Annotated in this window: 16 protein-coding genes; 8 read left to right on the top strand and 8 right to left on the bottom strand. The window is 74.2% G+C overall.

Translation table 11 applies throughout. The features are described 5' to 3' along the window. Positions 1-13: 13 nt before the first annotated feature. Positions 14-2,278: a molybdopterin cofactor-binding domain-containing protein gene (locus tag ABZ716_RS05640; RefSeq protein ID WP_358956811.1), complete on the bottom strand. Its 2,265-nt coding sequence runs from the start codon at positions 2,276-2,278 to the stop codon at positions 14-16. A 302-nt stretch (positions 2,279-2,580) separates the two neighbouring features. On the opposite strand from ABZ716_RS05640, the gene ABZ716_RS05635 reads away from it, so the two are divergent. Then, a complete protein-coding gene (locus ABZ716_RS05635; RefSeq protein ID WP_351889467.1) occupies positions 2,581-2,829 on the top strand; it encodes an SCO4226 family nickel-binding protein in 249 nt (82 codons plus the stop codon). Between the two features lie 219 nt (positions 2,830-3,048). Continuing rightward, positions 3,049-4,485, top strand: a complete 1,437-nt coding sequence (locus ABZ716_RS05630; RefSeq protein ID WP_358956808.1) for a SpoIIE family protein phosphatase — start codon at positions 3,049-3,051, stop codon at positions 4,483-4,485. A gap of 111 nt (positions 4,486-4,596) precedes the next feature. Here ABZ716_RS05630 and ABZ716_RS05625 read toward each other — a convergent pair whose 3' ends face one another. Then, on the bottom strand, positions 4,597-6,093 hold the full coding sequence (locus ABZ716_RS05625) for a hypothetical protein (protein WP_358814369.1): 1,497 nt from the start codon (positions 6,091-6,093) through the stop codon (positions 4,597-4,599). Between the two features lie 232 nt (positions 6,094-6,325). Here ABZ716_RS05625 and ABZ716_RS05620 point away from each other — a divergent pair, with 232 nt between their 5' ends. Together ABZ716_RS05620 and kstD are read left to right on the top strand one after the other, a co-directional pair. Further along, on the top strand, positions 6,326-7,456 hold the full coding sequence (locus ABZ716_RS05620) for an aminoglycoside phosphotransferase family protein (RefSeq protein ID WP_358814370.1): 1,131 nt from the start codon (positions 6,326-6,328) through the stop codon (positions 7,454-7,456). A 196-nt stretch (positions 7,457-7,652) separates the two neighbouring features. After that, on the top strand, positions 7,653-9,452 hold the full coding sequence (kstD, locus tag ABZ716_RS05615; RefSeq protein ID WP_358956805.1) for a 3-oxosteroid 1-dehydrogenase: 1,800 nt from the start codon (positions 7,653-7,655) through the stop codon (positions 9,450-9,452). A 16-nt stretch (positions 9,453-9,468) separates the two neighbouring features. Here kstD and ABZ716_RS05610 read toward each other — a convergent pair whose 3' ends face one another. After that, the gene (locus ABZ716_RS05610; RefSeq protein WP_351889479.1) at positions 9,469-9,969 is read right to left on the bottom strand and encodes a hypothetical protein; all 501 of its coding nucleotides are present in this window, start codon (positions 9,967-9,969) and stop codon (positions 9,469-9,471) included. Between the two features lie 353 nt (positions 9,970-10,322). On the opposite strand from ABZ716_RS05610, the gene ABZ716_RS05605 reads away from it, so the two are divergent. The 4 genes from ABZ716_RS05605 (at position 10,323) to ABZ716_RS05590 (ending at position 12,965) form a co-directional block, all read left to right on the top strand. Continuing rightward, on the top strand, positions 10,323-10,514 hold the full coding sequence (locus ABZ716_RS05605; RefSeq protein ID WP_358956803.1) for a hypothetical protein: 192 nt from the start codon (positions 10,323-10,325) through the stop codon (positions 10,512-10,514). 14 nt (positions 10,515-10,528) lie between these two features. Further along, entirely contained in the window at positions 10,529-11,059 is a 531-nt protein-coding gene (locus ABZ716_RS05600; protein WP_358957084.1) for a toxin-antitoxin system, toxin component, read from the top strand. Next, positions 11,056-12,246: an MAB_1171c family putative transporter gene (locus ABZ716_RS05595; RefSeq protein WP_358956801.1), complete on the top strand. Its 1,191-nt coding sequence runs from the start codon at positions 11,056-11,058 to the stop codon at positions 12,244-12,246. Before ABZ716_RS05600 ends, ABZ716_RS05595 begins: the two co-directional genes overlap by 4 nt. Before the next feature lie 143 nt (positions 12,247-12,389). Beyond that, positions 12,390-12,965 carry a hypothetical protein gene (locus ABZ716_RS05590; protein ID WP_358814374.1) on the top strand — a complete coding sequence of 192 codons (576 nt, stop codon included), beginning with the start codon at positions 12,390-12,392 and terminating at the stop codon, positions 12,963-12,965. Between the two features lie 99 nt (positions 12,966-13,064). On the opposite strand, the gene ABZ716_RS05585 is transcribed toward ABZ716_RS05590, so the two are convergent. From ABZ716_RS05585 to ABZ716_RS05565, 5 genes are all read right to left on the bottom strand, one after another. Then, a complete protein-coding gene (locus ABZ716_RS05585; RefSeq protein WP_351889489.1) occupies positions 13,065-13,304 on the bottom strand; it encodes a DUF397 domain-containing protein in 240 nt (79 codons plus the stop codon). Between the two features lie 96 nt (positions 13,305-13,400). Continuing rightward, entirely contained in the window at positions 13,401-14,585 is a 1,185-nt protein-coding gene (locus ABZ716_RS05580) for a thiolase domain-containing protein (protein ID WP_358814375.1), read from the bottom strand. Further along, the gene (locus ABZ716_RS05575; protein WP_358956799.1) at positions 14,582-15,649 is read right to left on the bottom strand and encodes a thiolase domain-containing protein; all 1,068 of its coding nucleotides are present in this window, start codon (positions 15,647-15,649) and stop codon (positions 14,582-14,584) included. Before ABZ716_RS05575 ends, ABZ716_RS05580 begins: the two co-directional genes overlap by 4 nt. Beyond that, positions 15,649-16,620, bottom strand: a complete 972-nt coding sequence (locus tag ABZ716_RS05570) for an OB-fold domain-containing protein (RefSeq protein WP_358814377.1) — start codon at positions 16,618-16,620, stop codon at positions 15,649-15,651. The genes ABZ716_RS05575 and ABZ716_RS05570 overlap by 1 nt, the downstream gene beginning before the upstream one ends. Positions 16,621-17,135: 515 nt before the next feature. Continuing rightward, entirely contained in the window at positions 17,136-17,936 is an 801-nt protein-coding gene (locus ABZ716_RS05565; RefSeq protein ID WP_358956796.1) for a crotonase/enoyl-CoA hydratase family protein, read from the bottom strand. Between the last annotated feature and the right edge of the window lie 154 nt (positions 17,937-18,090).

Here is an 18,090-nt window from a genome sequence, read left to right as displayed (position 1 = left end):
CGTACTCCAGGGGTCAGCGCGGGTAGGGGGTGAAGTCGACGTCGAAGGAGAGGGGGAAGCTGCGCGGCTTGGCACCGGTGGCCCGGGCCCAGGCGTTGGCGATGGCGCCCACGGCGGCGGGCACCCCGAGTTCGCCCGCGCCGCCCGGTTCGCCGCCGGTGGCCGGGAGCACGAAGACCCGTACGTCCTGCGGGGTGTCGCGCTGCCTGGCCCAGTGGAACTGGCTGTAACTGCCTTCCAGCGGCAGCCCCTTGTCCAGGTGCAGTCCGGCGCGCAGGGTGGTGGAGATCGCGTCGGTGAGGCCGCCGGTCATCTGGGCCTCCAGCCCGCGCGGGTTGACGGGCAGGCCCACGTCGACGGCGATGACCGCCCGGGTGACGCGGACGTGCGCCGGGTCGCGGGTGTCGATCTCCACCAGGCAGGCGGTGCGCGACTTGTACTCCTCGTGGAAGGCGATGCCCTGCGCGCAGCCGGCCGGCAGGGCGCGCCCCCACTGCCCTTCGGCGGCCACCTTGTCGAGCACGGCGCGCTGGGCGTCGGTCTTGAGGAAGGTGCGCCGGAAGCGGTACGGGTCCTTGCCCGTGGCGGCGGCCAGTTCGTCGACCATGATCTCCTCGGCGCCCCGGGTGTTGGCCGAGTAGACCGAGCGCCAGGAGCCGGTGGGGATCCCGGTCGGCACCTCCGTCAGTGCCTGGGTGGTGAGCCCGAAGTGGTACGGGGACTTCACCGTGGTGAGGAAGAGGGTCTGGGCGAGGGTGGCGTTGCCGAGGCCCGGGGGCAGGCTCGCGGCGGTGGCGGTGAGGATCTCGCCGAGGCCGTGCCGGAAGTCGGTCTCGGCGGCGGCGACCCGGTGTTCGAAGCTGAGGACCTCGCCGAGCAGGTGGGTGGCCCGGATGCGGTGGTGGGTGGCGGGGCGCATCCGGCCGTGCCGGGTGTCGTCCACGCGGGTCCACATCAGCTTCACCGGGCGGCGGCAGGCCCTGGAGACGCGGGCGGCCTCCAGGGCGGCGTCGAAGAACAGGCGCCGGCCGAAGGAGCCGCCCGCCTGGACCACGTGGACCGTGACCTTGTCCAGCGGGAGCCCCAGCTCGGCGGCGATGGTCTGGCGGGCGACGATGGGGGACTTCAGGCCGGACCAGATCTCGGCGCGGTCGTCGCGGACGTCGGCGACGGCCGAGTTGGTCTCCATCGGGGCGTGGCTGACGAAGGCGAAGTCGAACTCGGCGTCCACGTACGGGGTGAGCAGCGGCGGCACCAGCGGCGGCGGAGTGGCGGCGCGCAGCCTGGCGCGGATCTGCTCGTCCGAGAGCTGGTCGGCGGGGCCGGGGCCCCAGTCGACCTGGAGGGCGGCCTTGGCGTCGAGGGCCTGCCCGAAGGTCTCGGCGACGACGGCGACCCCGCTGGGGATGGTCACCACGTGCAGGACCCCGGGCATCGCCTGGACGGCGGCGCGGTTGGCCACGGAGCGGACGGTCCCGCCGAGGCTGGGCGGCCGGCGCACCACACAGGGCTTCGCGCCCGGTACGTCGAGGTCGAGGGTGTAGCGCTGGGCGCCGGTGACCATCGCGCGGGCGTCGATGCGGCTGGTCGGGGTGCCGACGAGGGAGTGCCGGCCGGCGGGTTTCGGTGTGGCGCCGGGGACGGGGAGGCCGGGCGCGGCGGCGGCCGTGGCGAGGCTCCCGTAGCCGGCGGTGCGCCCGTCGGGGGCGCTTACGGAGCCGTTCGCGGTGGTGAGGGAGGCGGCGGGGAGGTTCCAGCGGGCGGCGGCGGCCGCGACGAGACGGGCCCGGGCGGTGGCGGCGCACTGGCGGACCGGCCCGTAGAGGGAGCGGATGGAGTTGGAGGAGCCGGTGAGCTGGTTGAACAGCAGCTCGGGGCGGGCGTCGTCCAGCTCCACCCGGACGCGCTCCAGCGGGGCGTCGAGTTCCTCGGCGACGAGCATGGCCACGGCGGTGGTGAGTCCCTGGCCGACCTCCTCGCGGGGCAGCCGGAAGCGGATCGTTCCGTCCTCCTCCACGACGAGCGCCAGGAGGGCGGAGGTGGGGGCGCCGGCCAGGATGAACAGGTCCCCGAGGTCGACCAGGTCGGCGATGGCGGGCACGCTCGGCACCACGGCGTGCGCGGGCTGCGGGGCCAGGGCGTCGGCGCCGGCCCGTGTGACGAGCGCCAGCGTCGGGGCGGCGACGAGGCAGGTCAGGAAGGACCGGCGACTGTGCCCGTCCGCCCCCGCCCGCCCGGCCGGTGCCCTGCTCTCTTCGGCCATCTGGTCCTGCCCCACCCTCCCCGGCTCCGGCGCCCGGCCCGTGCGCCGGGGAGCGGGCCGCCCCGGCTCGTTACCGACACGTAGGGTAGCGATCACGGGGTGAGGTGGGAAGCGCAAGTGACGGACGGGGTCCTTCGTTCGGGTGAGCCCCCGGACGGGCCTCCGATCCCGGGTCCGGACGGCCTCCCGGCCGGCCGGGACTCGTACGTCTCGCCTGTACGAGCGAGCCGGGCCGCCCGGAAGGCCGTTTTCCGGCCACGGGCGGACGATGGAAGCAGAGCCGTACGCGGCGGCGACACAAGAGGAGGTGTACGGCGATGGCCCAGTTCATGGATGTCCACCACGGTATGAAGGGCATCACCGCCGATCAGCTGATGGAAGCCCACAAGGCGGACCTCGCCATCCAGTCGGAGGAGAAGGTCACGTTCCAGCGCGCCTGGGCGGACCCGATGTCCGGCGAGGTGTACTGCCTGTCCGAGGCCCCCTCGGCGGACGCGGTCCAGAAAGTCCACGAGCGCGCGGGCCACCCGGCCGACGAGATCCACGCGGTGCCCCTGAGCGTGTGACGGGCGGAGCGCTCCGGCAGCGACCGGAGCGGTGACCGGAAATGTTCGTACGGACGGGAGTCAAACGGGAGGCCCTCGGCATATGCCGTGAGCAAGAACGTTACGGATGTTGCCAAACGCCTTACAGGCCGTCCCGGGCTGTGCCACAGTCGTAACCGGTCCTTCTTTCAGACCTGGCCGTGCCGCGCCTGTGTCGCTCGCGCCTGTATCGGAGTGCTCATGCCGTCCCACCTGTACGCGGACCGTTCCGCGCAGCCGCCCGAGCCGGGATCCGTGGACGCGCTGATCTCGCAGACCCGCCGGCTGCGCGGCGAGGTGGATGCCGTACGCCGCGACACCGTCGTGGACGACGACGACGCCCAGGGCCGCTGGCAGCGCGCCCTGTGCGACCTCGCCGTGCACCACCTCGACGACCTGGGCCAGCACCTGGGCCAGCTCAAGGAGGGACTGCCGGCCGTCCCCGAGCAGTCCGTGCCCCCGTCGGCGCTTGCTCCGGCGCGCCCGGAGGACCCCTCCGAGGACCGCCAGACCCGCGTCGGCAGCGCCGAGTGGAACCTGCTGACGGACGAGGTCACCTGGTCCGAGGAGCTCTTCGAGATCTTCGGCCGCTCCCCCGAGGCCGGCCCGCTCCCCCTGGACGAGCTCGGCTCCACCCTGTTCTCCGAGGACCAGCCGGTGCTGACCGCGATGGTCACCGACTGCCTGGTCGACGGGAAGCCGATCGACGGCGAGTTCCGCATCGTCCGGGCCGACGGCCGGGTCCGGACGCTGCACATGAGGGGCGAGCCGGTACTCGACGCCGACGGCTGTACGGCCTCCATGTGGGCCGTACTGCGCGACGTCAGCGAACTGCGCCGGAGCCAGCGGGCGGAGCGCGAGTCCCGTGACTCGCTCCAGCGCCAGCGGGAGATCGCGCAGACCGAGCACCGGCTCGCGGTCGAGCTGCAGGAAGCCGTGCTCCCCCCGTGGCGCGGCTCCCTGCGGTTCCCGCACGACCACGCCGGCACGATGGACGTCGCCGCGCACTACCTGCCCTCCGCGAACAGCACGCTGATCGGCGGGGACTGGTACGACGCGTTCGAACTCCCCGACGGACGCTCCCTTCTGACGGTCGGTGACCTGACCGGGCACGGGGTGAGCGCCACCTCCGGCATGGCCATGCTGCTCGGCGCCCTGCGCGGGATGGCCATGGCCGGCATCGAACCGGGCCCGCTGATGGGCTGGCTCGACCAACTGCTGGAGAACTCCGCCCAGCCGGCCCTCGGCTCCGCCGTCTGCTGCCGTTACGACCCGGCCCGCCGGCTGCTCTCCTGGGCCCAGGCCGGGCACCCCGCACCGCTGCTCTTCCGCCACGGCCAGGGCCGGGCCCTCCAGCCGCCGGAGGGGGTCCTCCTGGGTGCCACCTCGGGGGCCGTGTACGGGCAGGCGGAGGAACTGCTCGAACCGGGCGACGTACTCGTCCTGTACACCGACGGACTGACCCCGCGCAGCATCGAGTTCAGCCGGGCCGACGGGACGCAGCGGCTGCTGGCTCTCGCGCCGCACTTCTCGGCGGCGCGTTCGGCGCGCGACTGCGTGCGGATGGTGACGGAGGAGTTCGGCGAGTCCCGCCGGGCGGACGACGCCTGCGTCCTGGTGGCCCGTATCGGCGGCTGACCCCGGCCGTCCTTCCGGCCGGCCCGGTTCGAGGGGCCGCGCCTTGCACGCGGCCCCGTCCGGCGTCCGCTCCCGTCCCCCTGCTCCTCCCCGGTGTACGGCACCGGCCCCCTAGACCTCCACTCCGCGGGCCACCCGGGGGGAGGGGCTGTCGGGGAGGGCCTGCGCGATCTCCTCACGGAGGTCCTCGATGCGCCCGTACCCGGCGTACTGGCCGGTGAGCCGGTACATCTCGCGGAGCCGGTCCCACGTGCGGTGCGAGGAGGTCTCGTTCATCGACACCAGGGCCAGGCGGGCGTACCGGTCGGCCTGTTCGGGCTCGTCGGCGATGAAGCAGGCCGAGGCCATGGAGATGTAGTCGAAGATCTGCGAGCGCTGGTAGCCGTCGCCGCGCAGCCGCAGCGCCTCCCGCGCGTGCCGGGCCGCGACGGGCGCCGCCGAGGCGTCGTGATCGGCGAGCGTACGGTAGGCCAGCGCCTCCATCCCGTGCAGGTCGGCCTCGTCGAAGTGCTGCATCCACGACGGCGGCGGTACGTCGCCCTTGTCGGACACGAAGAGTTCCTCGGCCTCGCCCAGGGTGCGGCGCATGGCCTGCCCCTTGCCCATGGCGGCCTGCGCCCACGCCTCGATGGTGTGCAGCATGGCGCGGGTGCGCGGCAGGGTCGCCTCGCCCGAGCCGGCCTGGGCGAGCTTCATCAGGTCCAGGGCCTCGTGGGGCTTGCCCAGGTGGACCATCTGCCGGGCGGCCCGCGACAGCGCCTCACCGGCGCGCGGGCGGTCGCCGCCCTCGCGGGCCGCGTGCGCGGCGATGACGAAGTACTTCTGCGCGGTGGGTTCGAGGCCGACGTCGTGCGACATCCAGCCCGCGAGCACCGCCAGGTTGGCCGCCACCCCCCACAGTCTGCGCTGGAGGTGGTCGGGGTGGTGGTAGGCGAGCATCCCGCCGACCTCGTTCAGCTGGCCGACGACCGCCTTGCGCTGGAGGCCGCCGCCCCGGGAGGCGTCCCAGGCGCGGAAGACCTCGACCGAGCGCTCCAGGGCCTCGATCTCCTGCGAGCCGATGGGGGCGGCCTCGTAGCGGTCGAAGCCCGCCGGGTCGGCCTGGTAGGGGTCGCCGAAGGACTGCGCCTTCCGGGTGCTGGCCGGCTCGGTGTGCAGCCAGTCGTACAGGGCGTTGCTGAGGGCTGAGCCGGCGGTGAGCGCGGCTCCCGCGCCCATCAGGCCGCGACGGTTGAGCATGAGGTCCATTCCCGTGAATTCGGTGAGGACCGCGGCTGTGCGTTCGGGCGCCCAGGGCATTCCGTCGGGGTTCTCCTTCGCCCCGTCCGGCTGCCGTCTGGCGGTGCGCCGCTGTCGTACGAACCCGAGGTCCTCGATGGTCACGACACGACCGAGCCGCTCGGTGAACAGTGCTGCCAGTACCGTGGGCACCGGTTCGCGCGGGGTCTCCCCCATGTCGATCCAGCGCCGCACCCGCGAGGTATCGGTGGCCAGTTGGTGGTGGCCCATCGCGGCCGCCTGCCGGTTGACCATCCTCGCGAGTTCGCCCTTCGACCAGCCGGCCAGGCCGAACAGGTCGTTCAGACGGGTGTTTGGACCTTTGCTCACGTCAAGCCCCCAGGTTCTCGGCTGAGTTGACAGTAGCCCGCTGTCAGTTCCCCGTGGACTATTCGCCAGGGTTCGCCAGGGCACGCCCCGTGGTTCGCCACCTGCCGCCGGGTGTCATGTAGGAATGCGCCTCCCCGACCCGGTTCACCGGCGGAACTCCCCAGGGTGAAGTACGGGATCCGGCGGGGCGGCGTACGCAACTCGTCGGCGCACGAAGGGAACCGTAAACGCCATGTACGCAGCAACGTCCTCCGTGTCCGCCCCGGTCCGCCCGCACCGCACCCTCCAGGCGGGAGGCGGCGGTATCTCCCTCGAACCGGGCCGCCAGCCGTTCTCGGCGGCGCCGGGCGCCGTACGGGCCCGGCGGATGCCGGCGGCCGGATCGCAGCCGCTCAGCGGAAGAATCGACCTCTCCGGGCCGCAGGGAGCGCAGTTGCGCACCGCGCTCGCGTCGGTGCAGCGGATCTGTCCGGAGTTCGCCCCGGTGCAGGTGCTGCGGCGCAGCGGCCGGTCGGTCCTCCTGGTGGGGACGACGGGGCGGATGACCGCCGTCGCGAAGGTTTTACTGGACCACTCGCCCGAGTGGCGCGAGCGGTACCGGCATGAAATAGCGACGTACCGGACCTTCGTCCGGCACCGCCCGCCGGTCCGCGTGCCCCGGCTGATCGCCGCCGACCCGGAGAACTGCGTCCTGGTCGTGGAGCGGATGGCCGGCCGGGTCGCCGCCCTCCAGCGGCACCCGGTGGAGGCCCCGCCGCGGCCCGACGTACGGGCGGCGCTGGGCGCGGTGTGCCGGGTCAACCAGTGGCGTCCGCCGGCCGACCTGTTCGGCCACCCGGTGGACTACACGCGGCGGATCGCCCGGGACCACCACCTGGGGCTGCTCACCGACCGGGACTACGGCGACCTGCAGAAGCTGCTGCACGGGCTGCGGCCGGCCGGGATCACCTGGCAGTTCAACCACGGTGACGCCCTGCTGTCGAACCTGCTGCTGTCCCCGGCCGGTCCGGTGCTGCTGGACTGGGAGCACGCGGGCTGGTACCTGCCGGGCTACGACCTGGCGACGCTGTGGGCGGTCCTGGGTGACGCCCCCGCGGCGCGCAGCCAGATCAGCCGGCTCGCCCAGTCCGCCGGTCCGGCGGCCCGGGACGCGTTCCTGGTGAACCTGATGCTGGTGCTGACCCGGGAGATCCGGATGTGCGAGACCGCCGTACAGCGCTCGATGCTGGCGGCCCCGTCGGCCCAGCCGCTGCCCGCGGGGGCCCTGTCCTCCGGGGAGGAGCAGCGCCTGCTGCTGCGCCGCCTCCACGACGACGCGGGCATGGCCCGCAGAGCCGTCCGGGCGGCGGTCGGCACCCGCTGACCCTCCCGTCTGGCGTTCCTTCGTACGCGAGCCCGTGGTCCCCGCACCTGGTGCGGGGGCCACGGGCTCGCGCGTGTCCGGGAACGGATCGGCCGGGCGCGGGTGCCCTTGACATCGCATGCTCCTGCGCACACCTTTTCTGATTCAGCATCAGCATGTCGGTCCGCCGCCCGTCACCCACCCCTGGAGCCCGTCCATGACCGAGGCCGTGTCCGTGTCCGCAGGCGCCGAACCGGTGCGCCCCGCCCTACCCTCCCGCCGGACGGTCCTCGCCGGGGCGGGAGCCGGGGCGGTCGCCGCCGCCGTGCTGCCGGGAGCCGCCGCACGGGCCGACGGAGCTCCGCTCGGCGTGTACGACGTCGTGGTGGTCGGGTCGGGGGCGGCGGGGATGACCGCCGCCCTCACCGCCGCCGGGCGGGGTCTGAGCGTGCTGGTGGTGGAGAAGGCCCCGACGTTCGGCGGGTCGGCGGCGCGCTCCGGGGCCGGGATCTGGCTGCCGAACAACTCGGTGATCCTGGGCGCGGGGGTGCCGGACACCCCGGAGAAGGCGGCGCGGTACCTGGCGGCGGTGGTGGGGCCGGAGGTGCCGGCGGACCGGCAGCGGGCCTTCCTGGCCAACGGTCCCCGGATGCTGGACTTCGTCATGGCGAACAGCCCGCTCAGGTTCCGCTTCATGGACGGCTACAGCGACTACTACCCGGACCTGCCGGGCGGCCTGCCCAACGGCCGCTCCATCGAGCCGGACCAGATCGACGGGAACCTCCTGGGCGCCGAGCTGGCGCGTCTGAACCCGGCGTACATGCAGGTGCCGGCGGGGATGGTGGTGTTCAGCCAGGACTACAAGTGGCTCAACCTGGCCGCGGTGACCGCGAAGGGGCTGGCGGTGTCCACGGAGTGCCTGGCGCGCGGCACGAAGGCCGCGCTGCTCGGCCAGAAGCCGCTGACGATGGGCCAGGCGCTGGCCGCCGGTCTGCGGGCCGGGCTGATGCGGGCGGGGGTGCCGGTGTGGCTGAACAGCCCGCTGGTGGACCTGGTCCAGGAAGGCGGGGCGGTCACCGGGGTGGTGGTGGAGAAGGAGGGCGTACGGGGTGTGGTCCGGGCCCGCCGCGGGGTGGTGGTCGGCTCCGGCGGCTTCGAGCACAACGCGCGGATGCGCGAGCGCTACCAGCAGCAGCCGATCGGCACCGCGTGGTCGGTGGGCGCGAAGGAGAACACCGGCGACGGGATCCTGGCGGGGCAGCGGGCGGGCGCGGCGCTGGCGTTGATGGAGGACGCCTGGTGGGGGCCGTCGATCCCGCTGCCCGGGGAGCCGTACTTCTGCCTGGCGGAGCGGACCCTGCCGGGCGGTCTGATCGTCAACCGCGCGGGGGCCCGGTTCGTGAACGAGGCGGCGCCGTACAGCGACGTGGTGCACGTGATGTACGAGAAGGACCGGGGGGACCCGGGGTCGCACATCCCGGCGTGGCTGATCGTCGACCAGAACTACCGCAACCGGTACCTGTTCAAGGACATCCTGCCGACGCTGCCCTTCCCGGACGCCTGGTACGAGGCGGGCGCCGCGAGGAAGGCGTGGACCTGGGACGCGCTGGCCGGGCAGATCGGCGTGCCGGCGGCGGCGCTGCGGGCGACGCTGAACCGGTTCAACGCCCAGGCGTGGAGCGGATCGGACCCCGACTTCCACCGGGGGGACACCGCGTACGACCACTACTACACGGACCCGAACGTCTCGCCCAACTCCTGCCTGGCGCCGATCTGGGCGCCGCCCTTCTACGCCTTCAGGATCGTGCCGGGCGACCTGGGGACCAAGGGGGGCATCGTCACCGACGCCCGGGCCCGGGCGCTGCGGGCGGACGGATCGGTGATCCGGGGCCTGTGGGCGGCGGGCAACGCGAGCGCGGCGGTGATGGGGCACAGCTACGCGGGGGCCGGGTCGACGATCGGGCCGGCGATGACCTTCGGCTATGTGGCGGCGAACGACATCGCGGACACCGCCTGACCTCTCCTGGGCAGGGTCAGCCCTGCTGGAAGAGCTCGGCGGGGAGCGGCTTCAGCAGCGCGTAGAGGTCGTCGGTGATGGGGCGGTCCCAGCTGGCGATCGTCACGAGGACGTTGTCGCTGCGGTCGAACTGCACGCAGGAGATGCGGCTTTCGGACAGCTTGACCTTGCGGACGATGAGGAGGTTGTCGCCCTGCATGACGGGGCAGTCCTCGGTGCCGGTGACCTCGACCTCCTCGTCGTTCTCCAGGGCGTCGAGGAGCTGGGCCACCTCGAAGGGCACCTGTCCCTCGCCGAGGTCCCGGGCCGGGGAGCCCTCGGGGAGGTTGCCGATGATCATCGCGGGGCCGCGTCCGCCGAAGAGGTCGTAGCGGAGGAAGACGCCCTGGCAGCTGCCGTCGGGGGCGGGCAGCAGCCCGGCTCCGAGGTTGCCCGGCCAGTCCCCCGGGTCCATGGCGAGGACGTCGAAGTCCGGGCCGGCGGGTGTGGCGGCGCGGTGGCGGCGGAGGAAGGACATGCGGCCCATGGTACGTGGCCGCGCGGGTTTTCCGGTCCCGGGGGGCCTCGCGGAGGCTTCCGGGCATGCACTCTTTTCTGCCACCCCCAGCCGCTGTGGCTGTATCTTGCTGTCCGTCCCCGCCGCCGGTCCGCGATCGTTTTCGAATCGGCGGTCGTTTTCGAATCGGCGACTACGATCCGAAGGTGGGGACCAGGATGGCCGGGGGTGGCATACCGCCGTCCCGGGCGCGCAGCCGGCCTTCGGACGTATGGGAGCACAGACGGATGACCGTGTCTGCCGGCGATGCGCCGCTTCCCCTCGCCTCGACGCCCGAGCGGATACGGGCGCGTGCGGAGGAGAGGCGGCTGGCCGTGGACGAGACCCTAGACCCGGTGGCCCTCGCGGAGCGGGCCGGTGTCCCGCTGCCGGTGGCGGTCCGCGGCCGCGAGCGGCCGCACCCGCGGTACTGCGCGGCGTCCGCCGCGTCCTTTGGCCGCGCCGCCTCCTTCCTGACGATCGCGGGGACGCTCTCCGCGGAGCCCCACGCCGGGGTGGCCCGGTGAACCGGTCCCGGTCCATGCGCAGGCTGTGCACCGCGCTGACCTCCTCGCTGGACCTGGAGGCGCCGGTCGATCCGCAGACCCTCTTCCGCGCCCTGTGCGAGGCCATGAGCCGCACGCGCGGCGGGCGTCCGATCGTGCTGCGCTTCGAGCGCTTCCCCACCGAGCTGACCACCTCGGGTCTCTGGCTGAACATGGAGAAGTACGACATCGTCGTGGTGGAGAAGCACACCACCCCCGACCACCAACTGGTCATCCTGGGACACGAGCTGTGGCACATGAACGCGGGGCACTGCGGTGAGCACGGGCGCGGGGCGGCCGACGCGGCGCGCTCCCTGCCGGACGCCTCGTCGCTGACGTACGCGAGCGTCGCCGCGCGGTCCCACTACGAGGACGCCCAGGAGATCGAGGCCGAGCGGTTCGGCCTGATGCTCGGGGACCGCTGCCGGCCCTGGCTGCTGGGGGCCGAGACCCCGGGCGGCGGCCACGGGAACGGTGTCGCGGGCCGGATCGGCAACGCGCTGGGCTACCGCGGGCCGCTCGGTTGACGTTGACCTCCGACAAGTACTACATCCCGCTGCTCATCCCGGCGGTGATCCTCACCCTGGCGTTCGCCCTGCGGCTGCCGGCGATCATGAGGTTCTGGCGCGACGATCCGGACGTGCGCTCCCTCGGGGGCCTGCTCCTGCTGGGCTCGGCCGTCTTCTACTGCGGCAGGCCCTCGACCCTCGCCCTGGTGAACCGTTCCACCGGCGTCAGCAACCTCGCGGCGCCGCTGGTCTACTCGCTGATCACGATGTTCTGCGCCGCCTGCCTGATCCTGGTGATCCACTGGCGCGGCGGCGACCCCCGCCGGGTACGCCGCACCACCCGCGCGATCGCCGCCGTGTACGCGGCCGTGGTCGCCGGCCTGTGGATCACCTTCGCCCTCGCCGACCTGCCGGCCGAACGGCTGCGGGACCTGGACACGTACTACGCCACCACGCCCTGGATGCGCGAGCACATCCTGCTCTACCTGGGGGCCCACACGGCCGCCTGCCTGATCACCACCGTCGTCACCTGGACGTGGCTGCGCGAGGTGGCGGGCTGGCTGCGGGCGGGCCTGGTGTTCCTCGTCCTCGGGTTCCTGGCGAACCTCTGCTACGACGCCGTAAAGCTGGTCGCGGTGTCCGCCCGCTGGGCGGGGCGCGACCTCGACTGGCTCAGTACGTACGTCGCACCGCCCATCGCCGCGGTGGGCGCCCTGCTCATCGCCGTGGGCTTCATCCTGCCGCACGCCGGCCAGGCCGGGCGGGCGCTGTGGACGGACTACCGCCAGTACCGCTCCCTCGACCCGTTCGTCCGCGAGCTGGCCGGGCTGGACACCGGCTCGCTGCGGCTGCCCCGGCGCTCCCCGCTGAGCCGGCGCCTGGTCCACCGCAGGACGCGGATCAGCGACGGGCTGCTGCGGCTCCAGCCGTACATGGACCCGGGGGTCCGCGCCCGGGCGTTCGCCGAGGCCCTGGCCCGCGACGAGACCCCCGCCCAGGCGGCGGCGACGGCCGAGGCGGTGGCGGTGCTCGCGGCGGTACGGCGCCTGCGTCTGGGCGCCCCGGCCGCGGTGGCCGCGGCCCCGGGGCCGGCCCCGGCCCCGGACCTCGTCGCGGTGTCCCGGGCCCTGCGCCGCTCCCCGCTGGTCGCCGCCTTCCGCGCCCGCCCACCCGCGCCGGACCGCCCCGAGGGCGTACGGCGCTGAGCGGCCGGCCGGGCGGGATCGGGGTGCGGCCGCGGGTTTGGTGGGGCCGTGCGCGGACAGTCGCCAGGCGAGGCACCTGACGTGCCGGTCAACGGCCGGCCCCGGGCTCCGCGCGGGACCGTGCCCCGACCCGGAGGCGAAGGATGGACACGAACCGCGGCCACGAGGACCCCGGACGGGGCGGCGTGCCGCTCCCGGACGCGGGGGCGATGGTGGACGAGCACGGCCGGCCGCCCGGCGAGCCCTCCCGTACGGGTACGGGTGCGGGCCCGGCCGCCGACCCCGGGCGGGTGGACGCGGCGCGGACACCGCGGGCGCCGCAGGGGTCCTCGGCGGAGGGGCCCGTGGGGGAGGCCGAGGTGAACGTACTGGTCAGCCACTGCGACCGGGAGGGCGCCGAGGCCGTGCTGGGGGTCCTGGCGGAGGCGTTCCCCGGGATGACCCCGCCGGCCCCCGTCCCGGCACGGGCCGCCGCCGCGCCCGGGGCGGCCCCGAGCATCTGGGCGGTGACGGTGGACGTCCGCCGGCGGGTACCCGCCGCCGGGCCCCCGCCCCGGCCGGCCTCGGCCGTGCGGGCGGAGCTGGACGGCGCCGCCGAGCCGGTGCGCCGGGTCCGTGCCGTCCTGGAGGAAGCCTTCACCGGGGAGCACCTCGGCACGGTGTCCGGCGAACACGAACTCCAGGTGGCCCTGCGCCTGACGGCCCGCGCCGGCATCTGACCCGGGCCGCCCCGACCGCTGACGGCGCGCGCCGACATCCGACCCGGGCCGCCCCGGCCGCGTCCGTACCGGGGCCCGCGGCTCGGGCCGTCGCCGTGGCTAGCCCAGGTCGAACCGTCCGGCCCGGGCGCCCAGGACGAACTTGCGCCAGCCGTTCGGGGCGAAGACCAGCGACGGGTCGCCCGGGCGGTCGCTGTCGCGCATGGCGATGAAACCCTCCACGAAGGCGACCTGGAGGTCGCCCGCACCCCGCCTGCTCGGCTGCCAGTCCGCCGCGCTGAGATCGAGCTCGGGCCTGCCCCGGTGGGCGGGGATCCGCGCGGTGGTGCTCTCGGCCATGTGCCTGCTCCTCCCGTACGTGGTCGTCCGGTGGCCAGGGTAGCCAGCGCGGCGTGCCCCGCACAGACCGCGGACGGCGCCCGTGCCCGGCGCGGCTCAGCTGTCCGGCCGCCCGGCCCCCACCAGCCACATGGCGAAGAACTGCGCTCCGCCGCCGTACGCGTGCCCGAGTGCCCGGCGGGCGCCCGGCACCTGGTGCTCCCCGGCCAGTCCTCGCACCTGGAGGGCCGCCTCCGCGAAGCGGATCATGCCCGAGGCCCCGATCGGGTTGGTGGACAGGACGCCGCCGGACGGGTTGACCGGCAGGTCCCCGTCGAGTTCGGTGACCCCGGCCTCGGTGAGTTTCCAGCCCTCCCCCTCCTGCGCGAAGCCCAGGTTCTCCAGCCACATCGGCTCGTACCAGGAGAAGGGGACGTACATCTCGACCGCGTCGATCTCCCGGCGCGGGTCGGTGATCCCGGCCTGCCGGTAGACGTCGGCGGCGCAGTCCTTCCCGGCCTGCGGGGAGACGAAGTCCTTGCCGGCGAACAGGGTCGGCTCGCTGCGCATCGCCCCGCCGTGCACCCAGGCGGGGGGCCGGGGCGAACGGGCGGCGCCCGCCCGGTCGGTGAGGACCATCGCGCAGGCCCCGTCCGAGGAGGGGCAGGTCTCGGAGTAGCGGATCGGGTCCCAGAGCATGGGTGAGGACTGGACCTTCTCCAGGGTGATGTCGTGCTCGTGGAGGTGGGCGTAGGGGTTCTTCAGCGCGTTGCGCCGGTCCTTGTAGGCCACGAGCGACCCCACCGTGCCGGGCGCCCCCGTCCGCCGCATGTACGCGCGCACGTGCGGGGCGAAGAACCCGCCGGCGCCCGCCAGCAGGGGCTGCTGGAAGGGGACGGGCAGGGACAGGCCCCACATGGCGTTCGACTCGGACTGCTTCTCGAAGGCCAGGGTGAGGACGGTGCGGTGGACGCGGGCGGCGACGAGGTTGGCGGCGACGAGCGCGGTGGATCCGCCGACCGAGCCCGCCGTGTGCACGCGCAGCATCGGCTTGCCGACGGCTCCGAGGGCGTCGGCGAGGTAGAGCTCCGGCATCATCACGCCCTCGAAGAAGTCGGGGGCCTTGCCGATGACGACGGCGTCGATGTCCGCCCAGGTCAGTTCCGCGTCGGCGAGGGCGCGGACCGCCGCCTCCCGGACCAGGCCGGCGAGGGAGACGTCGTGGCGGGCGGCGACGTGCTTGGTCTGGCCGACGCCGACGACGGCCACCGGCTCCTTGCCCGGCGTACCGGATGCGCTCATGCTCGGTCCCCTTCCAGGACGGCGACCAGGTTCTGCTGGAGGCAGGGGCCGGAGGTGGCGTGGGCGACGGCCCGGTGGGAGTCCCCGCGGTGGATCCGGGCGGCGGCCTCGCCGATGCGGATGAGGCCGGCGGCCATGACGGGGTTGGCGGCGAGGGCGCCGCCGGAGGGGTTGACGGTGACGTCCTCGCCGAGGGCGAGCGCCTTGCGCAGGACGACCTCCTGGGAGGAGAACGGCGCGTGCAGCTCGGCGGTGTCCACCGGGGCGTCGAAGAACCCGGCGTGCTCGGCGGCGGTGCGGGTGGACGGGGAGTCGGTGAGGTCGCGCACGCCCAGGGCGTGGGCCTCGATGCGGTGGTCGATGCCGGTGATCCAGGCGGGCCGCGCGCACAGCCGGCGGGCGGTGTCGCCGGCGGCCAGGACGACGGCCGCCACCCCGTCGCCGATGGGCGGGCAGTCCCCGGTGCGCAGGGGTGCCACCTGGTAGCCGCCCTGCGGGACCGCTCCGCGCAGCTGGGCGTGCGGGTTGCGGGTGGCGGCGGCCCGGCTGCGGGCGCCGATGGCGGCCAGGGCACGCTCGTCGGTCTCCCCCGCGTCGATGAGGGCCTGGGCCTGGAGGGCGGCCAGGGCCACCGAGTCGGGCCAGAGGGGGGCGAGGTAGTAGGGGTTGAGCTGGCGGGTGAGGACGTCGCGGACGGAGCCCGGGGAGGACTTCCCGTACGCGTAGACGAGTGCGGTGTCGGCCTCGCCGGTCTGGATCTTGACCCAGGCTTCGTAGAGCGCCCAGGCGCCGTCCATCTCGACGTGCGACTCGGAGATCGGCGGCCAGGCGCCGACGCCGTCGAGGGTCATGGTGAAGGAGAAGGCCCGGCCGGCGAGGTAGTCGCTGGAGCCGGAGCAGGTGAAGCCGATCTCCCCGGTCTTCAGGCCGGTGGCGTCCAGCACCTGGTGCAGGACGGGCATGACCATCTCGACTTCGCTGAGTTCGTCGGTGCGGCGCAGGTGGTCGCTCTGCGCGAAGGCGACGACGGCCACGTCCCGGGCGTGCCTGCTCTTCCCCGGCATCAGATGAGCTCCTTGTACGCGTCGTAGTCCGCGTCCGGTTCTCCGGTGGGGCGGTAGTGGTCGGGGTAGCGGCCGCCGTCGGTCCACACCGGTTCGACGCGCAGGCCCATGCGGACCTGGTCGTAGGGAATGCCGCCGATCCGGCCGTGGAGGGCGAGGCCGGCGCCGTCGAGGGCGATGTGGGCGTACACGTAGGGGACTTCGATGTCCAGGTTCTTCGCCTTGATGTTGACGATGCAGAAGGTGGTGACCGTGCCGGCCGGGCCGACCTCCACCCGGTCGGTCGTGGCGACCCCGCAGGTGGGGCAGGCGCCGCGCGGGGGGACGTAGACCTTGTGGCAGGAGGGGCAGCGCTCGCCGACGGTGCGGCGTTCGGAGAGGGCGTTGATGTAGGCGCTCTGGGCCCGGCCGGGGCTGTAGGTGTAGTCCAGGCGGGCCTCGGCGACGATGCCGGTGACGGGTTCGCCGAAGACCCCGTCATGCGGCGCGGCGCCCCTCTCGCCCCCGCGCCCGTCCTCCCCCTCCGGCTCGAAGCAGGCGATGTCGGTGATGGCCCCGGTCCGCTCCCCCGCCCAGCGCACGCGTACCCGCATCCCGGTGCGCACGGCGTCGGGCCCGGGGACGTCGAGCGCGTGCAGGACGGCGGTATCGGCCCCGTCGAGCCGGACGAGCACCCAGGCGAAGGGGGTGCGCAGGGGCTGCTGGGGGCGCGGCTCACCGTTCCAGGCCCAGGTGGTGACGGTCCCGGTGGACGCGACCTCGACGAGCTCGCGCAGCTCCTCGGCGGTGACGGGGTCGTACTCGACGGGCGGCACCATCACCGCCCCGGCGGAGGTCCGCACCCCGAGCACGACACGCTCCCGGAGCCCGGTGAGAAAGGCACTCTGCACGGGCCCGAGGGACCGGGTGAACGGAAACTCGACGACAAGAGGCGCACGCAGCACCTCGGGGGGCGGGGACGCGGCTGTCATGGGGACCTCCGGGGGGGTGGAAGGGACGGGGAAGAGGGGCGCAGACTCGGGGTCGGGGCTTGGGACCCGGGGTGGGAGCGTTGGGCCCGGGGTTGGGCATGGTGCCCGGGTTGGGGGCGGGGGCCCGGGGTTGGGACGTTGCCCCGGGGGGGTAGGGCCGAGCACCAGGGCGGGGCAGAGCCCCCGGGTCCGGGGCCTAGCCCGGCGGGAGCCCTGCCCCCACGGGGTCCGGGGCGCAGCCCCGAGGTGGGGCGCAGCCCCGTGGTCGCGGGTGGCAGCCGAAAGCGGTCGCAGCCCCGAGGCCCGGGGCGCACCCCGACGGGGGCCCGGGGCGCAGCCCCACGGGGCCCGGGGCGCAGCCCCGGGGAACGGGCGAAGGGTGGGTAGGGGACCAGCCCCGCAGGGCCGCCCGACCCCGCCCCGCGCTCCGGCCCCGGCGCCACCGGCCCCGCACCCACCCGCCGGGGACGCCGGGCAAAACCGGGCGGGACCGGGGCGCCGGGCCGGGGGCACGGCTAAGCCCGCCGGTACACCGGCTCCCGCTTCTCCGCAAAGGCCCGCGCCCCCTCCCCCGCATCGGCGGTGTCGAACACCGGCCACCCCCGGGCGAGTTCGGCCGCCAGCCCCTCCGCCTCCGTCATCCCGGCCGTCTCGTAGACGGACGCCTTCACCGCCTCGACGGCCAGCGGCCCGCACCCGTTGATCCGCTCGGCGATCTCCAGCGCGGCGTCCAGCGCCGTCCCGTCGGGCACCACCCGCCCCACGAGCCCGATCCGCGCCGCCTCCTCCGCCCCGTACGGGCGCCCGGTGAGCAGCATCTCCAGCGCGTGCGTGTGCGGCACCTGCCGTGGCAGCCGTACCGTCGAGCCGCCGATGGGGAACAGCCCGCGCCGGACCTCGAACAGCCCGAACGTGGCCCCGGCGCCCGCGACCCGGATATCGGTGCCCTGGAGGATCTCGGTCCCGCCCGCCACGCAGTAGCCCTCCACCGCCGCGATCACCGGCTTGCGCGGCCGGTGGTGGCGCAGCATCGCCTTCCAGTGGAGGTCGGGGTCGGCCTTGAGCCGGTCCCGGTACTGGTCGCCCGCCATGCCCTTGCCGGCCAGCGCCTTGAGGTCCATGCCGGCGCAGAAGTCCCCGCCCGCGCCCGTGAGGACCACCGAGCGGATGGCGTCGTCGGCGTCCGCCTCCAGCCAGCCGTCGTACAGCCCCACGAGCAGCGGAAGCGAGAGCGCGTTCTTCGCCTCCGGCCTGTTCATGGTGAGCACCAGCGTGGCGCCCCGGCGCTCCACGGTGAGGTGTTCCGTCCCACCCATTGCCGTCCTCCCGTCTCCAGACCTAGAACAGGTTGCAGGAGGGCCGGGTGCAGTACAAGGGTTTTCTGACGCCCAGTCAGTTTTCTTGCCGGGCGCCCTTCCCAGTTGGGCCGGGCGACGCTCTAATGACCGCCGAGCGGAGACCGGTCGACGC

Source organism: Streptomyces sp. NPDC006687 (assembly GCF_040636215.1).
Lineage (GTDB): Bacteria > Actinomycetota > Actinomycetes > Streptomycetales > Streptomycetaceae > Streptomyces.
This window is presented reverse-complemented; position numbering and strand designations above follow the sequence as displayed.

Coding starts and splice junctions, on each gene's coding strand:
- ABZ716_RS05575 (WP_358956799.1), bottom strand. CDS start 15,649: ATGCCGGGGAAGAGCAGGCACGCCCGGGACGTGGCCGTCGTCGCCTTC.
- ABZ716_RS05610 (WP_351889479.1), bottom strand. CDS start 9,969: ATGTCCTTCCTCCGCCGCCACCGCGCCGCCACACCCGCCGGCCCGGAC.
- ABZ716_RS05565 (WP_358956796.1), bottom strand. CDS start 17,936: ATGGGTGGGACGGAACACCTCACCGTGGAGCGCCGGGGCGCCACGCTG.
- ABZ716_RS05600 (WP_358957084.1), top strand. CDS start 10,529: ATGCGCAGGCTGTGCACCGCGCTGACCTCCTCGCTGGACCTGGAGGCG.
- ABZ716_RS05620 (WP_358814370.1), top strand. CDS start 6,326: ATGTACGCAGCAACGTCCTCCGTGTCCGCCCCGGTCCGCCCGCACCGC.
- ABZ716_RS05585 (WP_351889489.1), bottom strand. CDS start 13,304: ATGGCCGAGAGCACCACCGCGCGGATCCCCGCCCACCGGGGCAGGCCC.
- kstD (WP_358956805.1), top strand. CDS start 7,653: ATGACCGAGGCCGTGTCCGTGTCCGCAGGCGCCGAACCGGTGCGCCCC.
- ABZ716_RS05570 (WP_358814377.1), bottom strand. CDS start 16,620: ATGACAGCCGCGTCCCCGCCCCCCGAGGTGCTGCGTGCGCCTCTTGTC.
- ABZ716_RS05580 (WP_358814375.1), bottom strand. CDS start 14,585: ATGAGCGCATCCGGTACGCCGGGCAAGGAGCCGGTGGCCGTCGTCGGC.
- ABZ716_RS05590 (WP_358814374.1), top strand. CDS start 12,390: ATGGACACGAACCGCGGCCACGAGGACCCCGGACGGGGCGGCGTGCCG.
- ABZ716_RS05635 (WP_351889467.1), top strand. CDS start 2,581: ATGGCCCAGTTCATGGATGTCCACCACGGTATGAAGGGCATCACCGCC.
- ABZ716_RS05630 (WP_358956808.1), top strand. CDS start 3,049: ATGCCGTCCCACCTGTACGCGGACCGTTCCGCGCAGCCGCCCGAGCCG.